Raw genomic sequence first — 13,142 nt, 5'->3', positions numbered from 1 at the left:
GTCGCCCCGTGCGGCTTACGCCGCAGGTCTCGCCCGTTGTTCCGTTAAACAAGGCTTTGAGCATCTGCGGTTTGTAGCAAAAAGGTAGTCAATGATGAGCGCAAGGCACTTTCTCTCCCTGATGGATTGCACGCCCGAAGAGCTGGTCAGCGTGATCCGTCGAGGCGTTGAGCTCAAGGACCTGCGTAACCGCGGCGTACTGTTCGAGCCTCTGAAAAACCGCGTGCTGGGGATGATCTTCGAGAAATCCTCGACCCGCACCCGGATCTCGTTCGAGGCCGGCATGATCCAGCTCGGTGGCCAGGCAATCTTCCTGTCCCCGCGTGACACCCAACTGGGCCGGGGCGAGCCGATCGGTGACTGCGCCATCGTCATGTCGAGCATGCTCGATGCGGTGATGATCCGTACCTTCGCCCACAGCACTCTGACCGAATTCGCGGCCAACTCGCGCGTGCCGGTAATCAACGGCCTGTCCGATGACCTGCACCCTTGCCAGTTGCTGGCCGACATGCAGACCTTCCTTGAACACCGTGGCTCGATTCAGGGCAAGACCGTGGCCTGGATCGGCGACGGCAATAACATGTGCAACAGCTATATAGAGGCGGCGATCCAGTTCGACTTCCAGTTGCGCGTCGCCTGCCCGGAAGGCTACGAGCCTAACCCGGAGTTCGTGGCCAAGGCTGGCGATCGCGTGACCGTCGTTCGCGATCCGGCCGACGCCGTGCGCGGCGCGCATCTGGTGAGCACCGATGTCTGGACTTCGATGGGTCAGGAAGAGGAAACTGCCAAGCGCCTCAAGCTGTTCGCCCCGTTCCAGGTCAACCGCGCCCTGCTCGACCTCGCTGCCGAGGACGTGCTGTTCATGCACTGTTTGCCTGCGCACCGTGGCGAAGAAATCAGCCTCGACCTGCTTGATGACCCGCGCTCCGTCGCCTGGGATCAGGCAGAAAACCGTCTCCACGCACAAAAGGCCCTGCTCGAGTTCCTCGTCGAACCGGCATATCACCACGCATGAGCCATGAATTACTGCTGAACCTGCGCAACCTCGCTTGCGGCTATCAAGACCAACGCGTGGTGCAGAACCTCAATCTGCACCTCAACGCCGGTGACATTGGCTGCCTGCTCGGCTCGTCCGGCTGCGGCAAGACCACCACCCTGCGCGCCATCGCCGGATTCGAACCGGTGCACGAAGGTGAAATCACCCTCGGTGGCGAAACCATCTCCAGCGCCGGTTTCACCCTGGCGCCGGAAAAACGCCGGATCGGCATGGTGTTCCAGGATTACGCGCTGTTCCCGCACCTGAGCGTCGCCGACAACATTGCCTTCGGTATTCGCAAGCACCCGAACAAGGAGCGCGTCACCGAAGAGCTGCTCGAACTGGTCAACCTGAAAAACCTTGGCAAACGCTTTCCGCACGAGTTGTCCGGCGGCCAGCAACAACGCGTCGCCCTCGCCCGCGCCTTGGCACCGGAGCCGCAATTGCTGTTGCTCGACGAGCCGTTCTCCAACCTCGATGGCGAACTGCGCCGCAAGCTCAGTCATGAAGTGCGCGACATCCTCAAGGCCCGTGGCACCAGTGCGATTCTGGTGACCCACGACCAGGAAGAAGCCTTCGCCGTCAGCGATCACGTCGGAGTGTTCAAGGAAGGTCGACTCGAACAGTGGGACACTCCTTACAACCTCTATCACGAGCCGGCAACGCCCTATGTGGCCAGTTTTATCGGACAGGGTTACTTCATTCGCGGCCAGCTCGACAGCCCGGAATCGGTGCAGACTGAGCTGGGTGAGCTGCGCGGCAATCGTGCTTACACTTGGCCGATTGGCGGCGCGGTGGATGTTTTGTTGCGTCCGGATGACATTGTTTATGCGCCGGACAGTGCGTTGAAAGCGCGGATTGTCGGCAAGACGTTCCTTGGTGCTTCAACGTTGTATCGCCTGCAATTGCCGACGGGTGCGCAGCTGGAATCGATTTTCCCCAGCCACGCCGATCATCAGGTTGGGGCAGAGGTGGGGATTCGCGTAGCTGCTGAACATCTGGTGCTGTTCCAGGCATCGGGCAGTACCGCTGCACAAATCCCGGCAGTGGAAAACGGCGTCCGCCGCTACAGCACCGCGCTTTAAAGATCAAAAGATCGCAGCCTTCGGCAGCTCCTACAGGGATCAATGTAGGAGCTGCCGAAGGCTGCGATCTTTCAGCTTTTAACCGAGGATCAGGGTGCCACTGGCAACCAGCGTAGCATTGCCGCCGATCTTCACGCGCTCACCTTCCAGACGACAGAACAACTCCCCACCCCGCGCCGAGCGCTGGCACGCAGTCAGGCTCGACTTGCCCAGACGTTTCGACCAATACGGAATCAGGCTGCAATGCGTCGAGCCGGTCACCGGGTCTTCATTGATGCCGATCGCCGGTGCAAAATAGCGCGAAACGAAATCGTGCTGATTGCCCCGCGCCGTAACGATCGCGCCCAGCCACGGCAGTTTGGCGAGTGCAACCATGTCCGGCTTGCAATCGAGCACCGCCTGCTCTGACTCCAGCACCACAAACAGTTCGTTTGAGCCAAGGACATCAACCGCTTCGACACCCAGCGCCCGCTCAACATCCAGGGTAACGCCGATCTCTGACGGCATGATCGACGGAAAATCCAGCCACAACCGATCACCTTCTCGAGTGACGCTCAGCGCGCCGGACTTACAAGTGAAGTCGATACGCTCAGCGCTTTCCTTGTAGATGTCGAACAGCACATAAGCACTGGCCAACGTGGCGTGCCCGCACAACGGCACTTCAGTGGTCGGGGTAAACCAGCGGATATGCCAGGCCTGACCTTCGCGCACCAGAAACGCGGTTTCCGCCAGATTGTGTTCGGCAGCGATCTTTTGCATCAACTCATCCGCTAGCCACGCCTCCAGCCGATAAACCATCGCCGGATTGCCACTGAACGGCCGATCACTGAACGCGTCGACCTGATGAAACTCGAGCTGCATAACCTTCTCCCTAAGTCAGTCCGCCGAGCATGCAACCACGAGGCAATCAGCGCCAGTGACAGAACCGGCCAATTTTCTGCATACAGCGATAACGGCTACGTGCGGCCGATATCGGCAAACTTCGCCTGGGTATGTTCAGCAAGCACGGCGGGCGCCAATTCCACTTCAAGGCCGCGCCGGCCGGCGCTGACATAAATAGTCGCAAACCCCTGAGCGGAGTTATCGATGAAGGTGCGCAAGCGCTTCTTCTGCCCCAACGGGCTGATGCCACCCAGCAGATAACCGGTGGAGCGCTGGGCCGCTGCCGGGTCAGCCATCTCGACTTTTTTCACCCCGGCAGCATGCGCCAGGCCCTTGAGGTCGAGGCTTCCGACGACCGGCACTACTGCGACCAGCAATTCACCTTTTTCGCTGGCTGCAAGCAAGGTCTTGAACACCTGTGCCGGCTCAAGTGCCAGTTTTTCTGCGGCCTCCAGCCCATAGGAGGCGGCTTTGGGGTCATGTTCGTAACTGTGCACGCGATGTTCGGCACGAACTTTTTTCAACAAGTCCAACGCAGGGGTCATGGCAGCTCCGGGCTCGGCAGTGACGGAAAAACACTGTGCCGGATTCTAGGTGATCAGCCCCTAAAAGGCTCTATCCCAAGCCGTGATTCCCGTGACTTGCAGACATTCTGAGCGCGCCGTTCCGCCTCGCCGGCGAAGGATCATTCACACAGCGAATAGTTTTATTGTGACCGATGGTTCACTTTCGACCTTTGACAGGTTTGTTTCTTGTCTATATTTTTTCGAATCTGAATAATGTAAGAATTATCGTCATCGCAGCACTCAGCAGTAAACCGGGAAAGGAATGGGGATTCCTGACCGGGGAAAATCGCGCCCTGCCCTATCGGCATGACGCCAGACAACAACAAAAACCGAGGTTTTCAATGACAACTGCTTTACAGCAACCATCGCTCTCGAGCCAATGCATGGCCGAATTTCTGGGTACTGCACTGCTGATCTTTTTCGGCACCGGTTGCGTCGCCGCGCTCAAAGTCGCGGGCGCCAGCTTCGGCCTGTGGGAAATCAGCATCATTTGGGGCGTCGGCGTGAGCATGGCGATCTACCTCACTGCCGGGGTTTCCGGCGCACACTTGAACCCAGCGGTGAGCATTGCGCTCGCGATCTTCGCTGACTTCGAAAAGCGCAAACTGCCGTTCTACATTCTTGCCCAGATCGCCGGCGCCTTCTGCGGAGCGCTGCTGGTTTACACGCTGTACAGCAATCTATTCTTCGATTACGAACAAACTCACCAAATGGTTCGCGGCTCGGCTGCCAGCCTCGAGTTGGCCTCAGTGTTCTCGACGTTCCCCAATCCAGTGCTGTCGACTGCTCAGGCATTCCTGGTGGAGATGATCATCACCGCCATCCTGATGGGCGTGATCATGTCCCTGACCGACGACAACAACGGCCTGCCGAAAGGCCCGCTGGCACCGCTGCTGATCGGTTTGCTGATCGCGGTGATCGGCAGCTCGATGGGTCCGCTGACCGGTTTCGCGATGAACCCGGCGCGTGACTTCGGTCCGAAACTGATGACTTTCTTCGCCGGCTGGGGTGAAATTTCCTTCACTGGCGGCCGCGATATTCCGTACTTCCTGATTCCGATTTTTGCACCGATTGTCGGTGCCTGCCTCGGCGCTGCCGGGTATCGCGGGCTCATCGCCCGTCACCTGACCGGCGCCACACCTGCTACAAAGGATGCAGAACCGGCCATTGACGGCAAACCAAGAACTTCTTGAAACAGTCGGCGCCGGCTCCTGCCCGATAGAGCCTGCGCCACGGCCCACTCTCCCTTATTTCGTCCAAGGCAATCGACATGACCGACATTCAGAATAAGAACTACATCATTGCCCTCGATCAGGGTACGACCAGCTCCCGCGCGATCATTTTCGACCGCGATGCGAACGTGGTCTGCACCGCGCAGCGCGAATTCGCTCAGCATTACCCGCAGGCCGGTTGGGTCGAACACGATCCGATGGAAATCTTCGCCACCCAGAGCGCGGTAATGGTTGAAGCGCTGGCCCAGGCCGGTCTGCACCACGACCAGGTCGCTGCCATCGGCATCACCAACCAGCGCGAAACCACCGTGGTCTGGGACAAGACCACCGGCCGCCCGGTGTACAACGCCATCGTCTGGCAGTGCCGCCGCAGCACCGAGATCTGCCAGCAGCTCAAGCGCGATGGCCACGAAGAATATATCCGCGACAACACTGGTCTGGTCACCGACCCGTACTTCTCCGGCACCAAACTGAAGTGGATCCTCGACAACGTCGAAGGCAGCCGCGAACGTGCGCGCAATGGCGAACTGTTGTTCGGCACCGTCGATAGCTGGCTGATCTGGAAATTCACCGGCGGCAAGGTGCACGTCACCGACTACACCAACGCTTCGCGCACCATGCTCTTCAACATCCACTCGCTGGAGTGGGATTCGAAGATGCTGGAGATCCTCGATATCCCGCGCGAGATGCTTCCGGAAGTGAAGGCTTCTTCGGAAATCTACGGTCGCACCAAGAGCGGCATCGCCATCGGCGGTATCGCCGGTGACCAGCAAGCCGCCTTGTTCGGGCAGATGTGCGTGGAGCCAGGTCAGGCGAAAAACACCTACGGCACCGGCTGCTTCCTGCTGATGAACACCGGCGACAAAGCGGTGAAATCCCAACACGGCATGCTCACCACCATCGCCTGCGGCCCGCGTGGCGAAGTTGCTTACGCACTGGAAGGCGCGGTGTTCAACGGCGGTTCCACGGTGCAGTGGCTGCGTGATGAACTGAAAATCATCAACGACGCCCACGACACCGAATACTTCGCCAATAAAGTGAAGGACAGCAATGGCGTGTACCTGGTGCCGGCCTTCACCGGTCTCGGCGCGCCGTACTGGGACCCGTATGCCCGCGGTGCGCTGTTCGGCCTGACGCGCGGCGTACGTGTGGATCACATCATCCGCGCCGCGCTGGAATCGATCGCCTACCAGACCCGCGACGTGCTCGACGCCATGCAACAGGACTCCGGCGAACGCCTCAAGGCTCTGCGTGTTGACGGCGGCGCGGTGGCGAACAACTTCCTCATGCAGTTCCAGGCCGACATCCTCGGCACGCAGGTCGAGCGCCCGCAAATGCGCGAAACCACCGCACTCGGCGCAGCTTACCTGGCCGGTCTGGCGTGCGGCTTCTGGGGCAGCCTGGAAGAACTGCGCGGTAAAGCGGTGATCGAGCGCGAGTTCGAGCCGAGCCTGGATGAAGTTGAGAAAGAGAAGCTGTACAAAGGCTGGAAAAAAGCCGTCAGCCGCACCCGTGACTGGGCGCGTGAAGACGCTGAATAAGCCAACCTTAGGACTGGCTAAAGCGGTCCAAACAGCGTGAAAGCGTAGCGAGCGAAGGCAAGCCAAGGCAAAAACAGGCGAGGACCGGCTGGGGTCGCACTCGACTTTACGGGTTTGTAAATGAGCAGTCCGAGCCTGTTTTTAACGCAGGATGGCTTGCGTAACGCCGTAGGCGCCCAGCACGAAGTAGCTTTCACGTTGTTTGGAAACTGGTAGGGAGCGGATTCCTGCGTCATCATGGGCAAATTTTGCACGGCAGCCCAAAGGAAGCCCCATGAATCTGCCTCCCCGTCAGCAACAAATCCTCGAGCTGGTCCGCGAACGCGGCTATGTGAGCATCGAGGAAATGGCCACGCTGTTCGTTGTTACCCCGCAAACCATCCGCCGCGACATCAATCAGCTCGCGGAAGCCAATCTGCTGCGTCGCTATCATGGCGGTGCCGCTTATGATTCCAGCGTCGAAAACACTGCCTATGCGATGCGCGCCGATCAGATGCGCGATGAAAAACAACGCATCGGTGAAGCCATCGCCGCCCAGATTCCCGATCACGCCTCGCTGTTTATCAATATCGGTACCACGACCGAATCGATTGCCCGCGCTCTGCTCAATCACAATCATCTGAAGATCATCACCAACAACCTGCACGTAGCGTCGATGCTCAGTGCCAAGGATGATTTTGATGTGCTGCTGACTGGCGGTAATGTCCGTCGTGACGGCGGTGTGGTCGGCCAGGCCAGTGTGGATTTCATCAATCAGTTCAAGGTTGATTTCGCGCTGGTCGGGATCAGCGGTATTGATGAAGACGGCAGTTTGCTGGATTTCGATTATCAGGAAGTGCGGGTTTCCCAGGCGATCATTGCCAATGCGCGGCAAGTGATTCTGGCGGCGGACTCGAGCAAGTTCGGTCGCAATGCGATGATTCGCCTCGGCCCGATCAGCCTGATCGATTGTCTGGTAACCGATCAGCAGCCGGTGCCTGCGCTCGCGCAATTGTTGAGTCAGCACAAGATTCGCCTAGAAGTCGTCTAACTCCCGCAAGATCAAAAGATCGCAGCCTACGGCAGCTCCTACATGAGTTCACTTGACCTGTAGGTGCTGCCGCAGGCTGCGATCTTTTGCTTTTAATGTTCGAAAATTTTCTTTTAATCGCCCTTCGATGAGTTTTTTCAATCGAACGTGACTGGCTGCGCGCGTCTTTATGGGCTACCATTTTCGCAAATGAACATTAATGTTCGATTTCCAATATAGAAAATCAAAAGAACCCGAGGCCAGCCGATGTCCACCTCTACCTTGCGTACGCCCCCAATCTCCGAGATCTACGACATCGCCGTTATCGGCGGCGGGATCAATGGCGTGGGGATCGCAGCGGATGCCGCCGGTCGCGGGCTTTCGGTGTTCCTTTGTGAAAAAGATGATCTGGCCAGCCACACCTCGTCGGCCAGCAGCAAGCTGATCCATGGTGGCCTGCGCTACCTCGAACATTACGAATTCCGCCTGGTGCGCGAGGCGCTGGCTGAACGCGAAGTACTGCTGGCCAAAGCGCCGCACATCGTCAAACCGATGCGCTTTGTGCTGCCGCACCGTCCGCACCTGCGTCCGGCGTGGATGATTCGTGCGGGCCTGTTCCTCTATGACAACCTCGGCAAGCGCGAAAAACTGCCAGGTTCGAAAAGCCTGAAGTTCGGCGCCGACAGCGCGCTGAAAAGCGAAATCAAGAAAGGCTTCGAATACTCCGACTGCTGGGTCGACGACGCCCGCCTCGTGGTTCTGAACGCAATGGCCGCCCGTGAAAAAGGCGCCCACGTACACACCCAGACTCGCTGCGTCAGCGCTCGCCGCGCCAAGGGCCTGTGGCACCTGAACCTGGAACGTGCCGACGGCAGCCTGTTTTCGATCACTGCCAAAGCGCTGGTGAACGCCGCTGGCCCGTGGGTCGCCAAGTTCATTCGTGATGACCTGAAGATGGAGTCGCCGTACGGCATCCGTCTGATTCAGGGCAGCCACATCATCGTGCCGAAGCTGTATGAAGGCGATCACGCGCACATTCTGCAAAACGAAGATCAGCGCATCGTTTTCACCATTCCGTACCTGAACAACCACTTCACCCTGATCGGCACCACCGACCGTGAATACACTGGCGATCCGGCAAAAGTGGCGATTACCGATGCCGAAACCGATTACCTGCTGAAAGTGGTCAACGCACACTTCAAGCAGCAGATCAGCCGCGACGACATCCAGCACAGCTACTCGGGCGTACGACCACTATGCAACGACGAATCCGACAACCCGTCGGCCGTCACCCGCGATTACACCCTGGCCTTGTCGGCTGGCGGCGAAGAAGCGCCACTGCTTTCGGTGTTCGGCGGCAAGCTGACCACCTACCGCAAACTCGCTGAGTCGGCGATGGCGCAGTTGCTGCCATTTTTCACCCAGATGCGCCCGAGCTGGACGGCCACCGCCACCCTGCCCGGTGGCGAAGACATGACCACGCCACAGGCTCTGTGCGCGCAGATTCGCGACAAGTTCGACTTCGTGCCGACCGAGATCGCCCGTCGCTGGTCCACCACTTACGGCAGCCGCACCTGGCGCATGCTCGAAGGCGTGGAAACCCTGGCCGACATGGGCGAACACCTCGGCGGCGGACTCTACACCCGTGAAGTCGATTACCTGTGCAGCGAAGAATGGGCGACCACTGCCCACGACATTCTGTGGCGCCGCAGCAAACTCGGTTTGTTCACCACGCCGGCAGAGCAGGAAAAACTGGCGGCTTATCTGGGCAAGGTTGAACAAAACCGCAAGATCGAAGCGGCCTGATCAACGCTTAAACGAAAGCCCCTGAATTGTGAGATTCAGGGGCTTTTTGTTGTGCCAATGAGATCCAGCCCCCCTCACCCCAGCCCTCTCCCCCCAAGGGGGGCGAGGGGGAAAGGGAGCAGATCGGGGCTCGCTCAAATACCGCGCTGGGAAAAAGGAGCCGATCGAGGGCTTTTTCAATCCTGAGTTCGACTCGATATTTCAGGTCGGCGTAACTCGCAAGGACCACGCGATCAAGTCCCCTCTCCCTCTGGGAGAGGGCTAGGGTGAGGGGCTTTGGGGCCGGGATCACTGCGCCAGATGCAACAACAGAAAATCAATGAACGCCCGCGACTTGTGCGGCAGATGCGGGGTGTTGGGAAACACCACATTGATCGACTGCGAGGGCAGCGAATACTCCGGCAGCAAGCGCACCAGACGCCCGGCGGCAATGTCATCTGCCACCACCCAGGCAGGCAGAACCGATACGCCCAGTGAAGACAACGTCATCGAGCGAATCGCCGTCGACGAGTTCGATTCGAAGTGGCTGGTGCCACCGACCTCAACGCCCTGCCCTGGCCCATGGCGCAATGTCCACTGAGTCGGCGCCTGCAAATTGCTGTTGGCAATCCACGGCACGCTGTTCAGGTCCAGCGGTTGCCGCACCGGATGCCGGGCGAGAAATTGCTCGGTGGCCACCAGCACGATTTCATAATCGGCCAACTTGCGGCTCTTGAATGCCGAATCCGCCAAGTTACCCAGACGGACCACCAGATCCAGTTTTTCCGCGACCAGATCATTCAATGAAGAGTTGAAGTTATAGCACAAGCGGATTTCCGGATAACGCTCGGAGAACAGTGGAATCAACGGCAGAATATACTTTTCACCGTATTCACTGGTTGAACTAATCCGTAACTTTCCGGATACCCGATTATTACCTTTCAGGACATTATCAAAGGCATTGTCGATGTCCGCGACAATCCCCTTGAACTCTTCATAAAACTCCTGACCTATTTCGGTCAGCGATATATTGCGGGTGTTGCGGATCAACAGCGTCGCCGACAAAACCTCTTCCAGCGCCTTGACATGCAGGCTGGCCATGGCTTTGCTGATACTCAGGTAGTTTGCAGCTTTGGTATAAGAACCAAAATCCACCACCGCGAGGAACGTCTGAACCCGATTAAGATGAGAGTGCATGGCGCTATGGCTCACTGTTAAATCCTGTCAAACATTGTTTTAAGCATAGTCGTATCGACACTTCAAGTCCATCGCCCCTATGCTGCGCGGCAAAGGGGATTCAACATGAACTATCGCTATAAGATCGCGCTGATCTTTCTGATCGGCTTTTTTATTGACTGTATAAACATATTTATGTCGGCGGTGGCACTGCCGAGTATATCGGCAACTTTACAGGTCAGTACTTCATCGGTGGCGTGGGTCGCCAATGCTTATATTCTTGGCCTGACCCTGATTATTCCGGTCAGCACCTGGCTGGCCGGGCGTTTTGGCAGTCGCGAGATTCTCACCGCTTCGATGCTGGTGTTCACCGGCTCTGTGTGGATGTGCGGCATGGCCGACAGTTTCCACGAACTGGTGATCTGGCGGTTCGTTCAGGGCGTCGGTGGCGGGCTGCTGATTCCGGTCGGTCAGGCGCTGACCTTCAATCTGTTTCAGGGCGAGCAACGGGCGAAAATATCCACACTGGTGATGGCCGTCGCGCTGATTGCCCCGGCGATTTCACCGACGGTCGGCGGCATCATTGTCGACAGCAGCTCCTGGCGCTGGGTGTTCTACAGCAACATCCCGTTTTCGTTGATCGCGGCCGGGCTGTCGTGGTTCTGGATCAAGGAAAGCAAACCGACCGATCTGCCGCGCCCGGACATCAAAGGCCTGCTGCTGGTCAGTGCCGCGCTCGCCAGCCTGCTGATGGGCATGTCGCTGTACGGCGGCGACTACCCGGCGCTGGCCGCGTTGAGCTGTGTCGCGGCGGGTTTGCTGTTCATCGTGCTGTACCTGCGGCACTACCGCCGCTGCAGCAACGCGATCATCGAATTGAGCCTGCTCAAAAGTAAAAAGCTCAGCACCTCGATCTTCATCTATTACGCGATTCCCGGCGTGTTCACCGGGGTCAATCTGATGAGCATTTTCTTCCTGCAGAACACGCTGCACTTCAGCGCCCGGCTGACCGGGATGTTCATGATCCTCTACGCCATCGGCGCGTTCATTGCGATGACGATTTGCGGCCGGGTCTACAACCGGGTCGGCGCGAAACGCCTGTTCACCCTCGGCATGCTGCTGCACAGCGCCGGCATCGCCACGCTGATGCTGGTCAACGCGCCAACGGACCTGTGGGTGATCGTCATCGCTTACAGCTTGATGGGCATCGGCGGTGGCATCGGTGCCAACACCGCGCAAACCACCTCATTGATGGATTTTGCCGGCGGCGATACGCACAAGGCGAGTGTGATCTGGAACATCAATCGGCAGATGTCGTTCAGCCTCGGTGCGGCGTTGTTTCTGATGATTTTCAATGTGCTGCTCAAGCAGTTCGACACCACGCAGGCCTACCACGCGACGTTCGCGATTGCCGCGCTGGTCGGGCTGTTCCCGCTGTTTCAGATGAGTCAATTGAACCCTCCAAAGGAATGCCATGAACAACAACCTGGTTGAACGAGCGCAACACAGTATTCACCACGTGCACGAGCTGATTCACCGCGTTTTTACCGACGCTGACGGGGCCGGCGCAGACGCCATCGCGCCGCTGATGGAGGTGTTTGCCGAGCACTTCAGCATGGTCACCACCTCGGCCGCCGTGGTCGGTCGGGCGCAAGTCGAGCAACTGTTCAGCGGCGCCGTCGGTGCCCGCAAAGGTCTGGAGATTCTGATCAGCGACCTGCACACGGTCTGGCACGAAGGTTCGACCGTGGCCCTGCGCTACAAGGAAATCCATCGCCTGAACCAAAGCGAAACCTCGCGTATTTCGCTGGCGATCCTTCGCGTCCAGCACCACGACGTCCAGTGGTTGTACCTGCACGAAACACCGTTGAGCCAGGAAAAACCTGCATGAAATACACCGTCACCCACTGCCGGATGCTCTCGGCGTCGATCAAGGAAGTCACCGTCAGCGGCCCGCCTTCCCTGATCGACATGAGCCACGCCGGGGCACATTTCAAATGGCAGATCCCGGGGCTGGATGACTGTCGTCACTACTCGACGGTGCATGTAAAGGAGGTTGAGGATGGCCAGTTCACCTTCGCCATTCGCCTCTCGCCAGACTCCGTCAGCAGCCAGTACATCCGCACCCTGGCGGTCAATGACAGCGTGGAACTGGAAGGTCCGCTGAACACTTTCAACTACCCGCTCGACGTTGACAGCGGGCGTGATATCGCGATTGCCGGCGGCATCGGCATCACGCCGCTGACCGGCATCCTGCGCCACCTGACTGCGCTGGATCGCCCTGCGCACCTGCATTACTTCGCCAAGAGCGCCGACGATGCGGTCTACGCCCGGTACCTGCAAGAACACCTGCAAGAACGCCTGCAACTGCACCTCTCCGGCAGTCGCCCGGCGATCAGCGAAGTGCTCGCCGATCTGCGCGCCGATGACCGCCTGTATGTCTGCGGCCCGGCAGCGATGCTCAACGCAGTGCTCAGTCACGCCGAAAGCGTTGGCCTGGCGCGTGAACAGATCCATCTGGAAGTGTTCAACGTTGCCCGCGAAACCACCGCGCAAGGCTTCGTCATCGAGGCGGCCGACTCCGGCGTCAGCATCAATGTCGGCCCGCAACAGTCGCTGCTCGAAGCCTTGGAAGCGGCCGGGCTCGACCCGCTGTACGACTGTCGTCGTGGTGAATGCGGCGTTTGCGCGCTGGACGTCCTCGAAGGCGAAGTCGACCACCGCGATTTCATCATGAGCGAACAGGAAGCGGCGTGCAGTGCGCGAATCTACCCCTGCGTCTCCCGCGCCAAAAGCCCGCGCCTGAAACTGGCGATCTGAGAGAGGACAC

12 protein-coding genes are annotated in these 13,142 nt (G+C 58.7%); 9 read left to right on the top strand and 3 right to left on the bottom strand.

Annotated features, from left to right (window positions below; translation table 11 throughout):
* Positions 1-94: 94 nt before the first annotated feature.
* Both argF and ACM6IN_RS27620 read left to right on the top strand, forming a co-directional pair.
* Positions 95-1,015, top strand: a complete 921-nt coding sequence (argF, locus tag ACM6IN_RS27625) for an ornithine carbamoyltransferase (protein WP_414917058.1) — start codon at positions 95-97, stop codon at positions 1,013-1,015.
* Positions 1,012-2,121 carry an ABC transporter ATP-binding protein gene (locus tag ACM6IN_RS27620; RefSeq protein WP_007916688.1) on the top strand — a complete coding sequence of 370 codons (1,110 nt, stop codon included), beginning with the start codon at positions 1,012-1,014 and terminating at the stop codon, positions 2,119-2,121. The genes argF and ACM6IN_RS27620 overlap by 4 nt, the downstream gene beginning before the upstream one ends.
* Positions 2,122-2,199: 78 nt before the next feature.
* Here the strand turns inward: ACM6IN_RS27620 and ACM6IN_RS27615 are convergent, their stop codons facing one another.
* Together ACM6IN_RS27615 and ybaK are read right to left on the bottom strand one after the other, a co-directional pair.
* Positions 2,200-2,982: a PhzF family phenazine biosynthesis protein gene (locus ACM6IN_RS27615; protein WP_007916690.1), complete on the bottom strand. Its 783-nt coding sequence runs from the start codon at positions 2,980-2,982 to the stop codon at positions 2,200-2,202.
* Positions 2,983-3,077: 95 nt separating this feature from the next.
* Positions 3,078-3,548 carry a Cys-tRNA(Pro) deacylase gene (gene ybaK / locus ACM6IN_RS27610; RefSeq protein ID WP_007916692.1) on the bottom strand — a complete coding sequence of 157 codons (471 nt, stop codon included), beginning with the start codon at positions 3,546-3,548 and terminating at the stop codon, positions 3,078-3,080.
* Between the two features lie 362 nt (positions 3,549-3,910).
* Between ybaK and ACM6IN_RS27605 the strand changes: the two genes are divergently transcribed.
* The 4 genes from ACM6IN_RS27605 to glpD all read left to right on the top strand — a co-directional run bounded on the left by ACM6IN_RS27605 (position 3,911) and on the right by glpD (position 9,157).
* Positions 3,911-4,762: an MIP/aquaporin family protein gene (locus ACM6IN_RS27605; RefSeq protein WP_007916695.1), complete on the top strand. Its 852-nt coding sequence runs from the start codon at positions 3,911-3,913 to the stop codon at positions 4,760-4,762.
* Positions 4,763-4,839: 77 nt separating this feature from the next.
* Positions 4,840-6,342: a glycerol kinase GlpK gene (gene glpK / locus ACM6IN_RS27600; protein WP_007916698.1), complete on the top strand. Its 1,503-nt coding sequence runs from the start codon at positions 4,840-4,842 to the stop codon at positions 6,340-6,342.
* 274 nt (positions 6,343-6,616) lie between these two features.
* Positions 6,617-7,372, top strand: coding sequence for a DeoR/GlpR family transcriptional regulator (locus ACM6IN_RS27595; RefSeq protein ID WP_007916700.1), 756 nt, complete (start codon positions 6,617-6,619; stop codon positions 7,370-7,372).
* Positions 7,373-7,618: 246 nt separating this feature from the next.
* On the top strand, positions 7,619-9,157 hold the full coding sequence (gene glpD / locus ACM6IN_RS27590; protein ID WP_007916702.1) for a glycerol-3-phosphate dehydrogenase: 1,539 nt from the start codon (positions 7,619-7,621) through the stop codon (positions 9,155-9,157).
* Positions 9,158-9,445: 288 nt separating this feature from the next.
* Here glpD and ACM6IN_RS27585 read toward each other — a convergent pair whose 3' ends face one another.
* Positions 9,446-10,333, bottom strand: coding sequence for a LysR family transcriptional regulator (locus ACM6IN_RS27585; protein ID WP_414917057.1), 888 nt, complete (start codon positions 10,331-10,333; stop codon positions 9,446-9,448).
* A gap of 105 nt (positions 10,334-10,438) precedes the next feature.
* On the opposite strand from ACM6IN_RS27585, the gene ACM6IN_RS27580 reads away from it, so the two are divergent.
* The 3 genes from ACM6IN_RS27580 to ACM6IN_RS27570 are packed head-to-tail and all read left to right on the top strand — an operon-like array spanning position 10,439 to position 13,132.
* Positions 10,439-11,806 (top strand): MFS transporter, encoded by a 1,368-nt coding sequence (locus ACM6IN_RS27580; protein WP_007916707.1) that lies wholly within the window; start codon positions 10,439-10,441, stop codon positions 11,804-11,806.
* Positions 11,787-12,203, top strand: a complete 417-nt coding sequence (locus ACM6IN_RS27575) for a DUF4440 domain-containing protein (RefSeq protein ID WP_414917056.1) — start codon at positions 11,787-11,789, stop codon at positions 12,201-12,203. Before ACM6IN_RS27580 ends, ACM6IN_RS27575 begins: the two co-directional genes overlap by 20 nt.
* Positions 12,200-13,132, top strand: coding sequence for a flavin reductase family protein (locus ACM6IN_RS27570; RefSeq protein WP_007916711.1), 933 nt, complete (start codon positions 12,200-12,202; stop codon positions 13,130-13,132). Before ACM6IN_RS27575 ends, ACM6IN_RS27570 begins: the two co-directional genes overlap by 4 nt.
* The last annotated feature ends 10 nt before the right edge of the window (positions 13,133-13,142 follow it).

Source organism: Pseudomonas sp. IT-P395 (assembly GCF_949767675.1).
Taxonomy (GTDB): domain Bacteria; phylum Pseudomonadota; class Gammaproteobacteria; order Pseudomonadales; family Pseudomonadaceae; genus Aquipseudomonas.
This window is presented reverse-complemented; position numbering and strand designations above follow the sequence as displayed.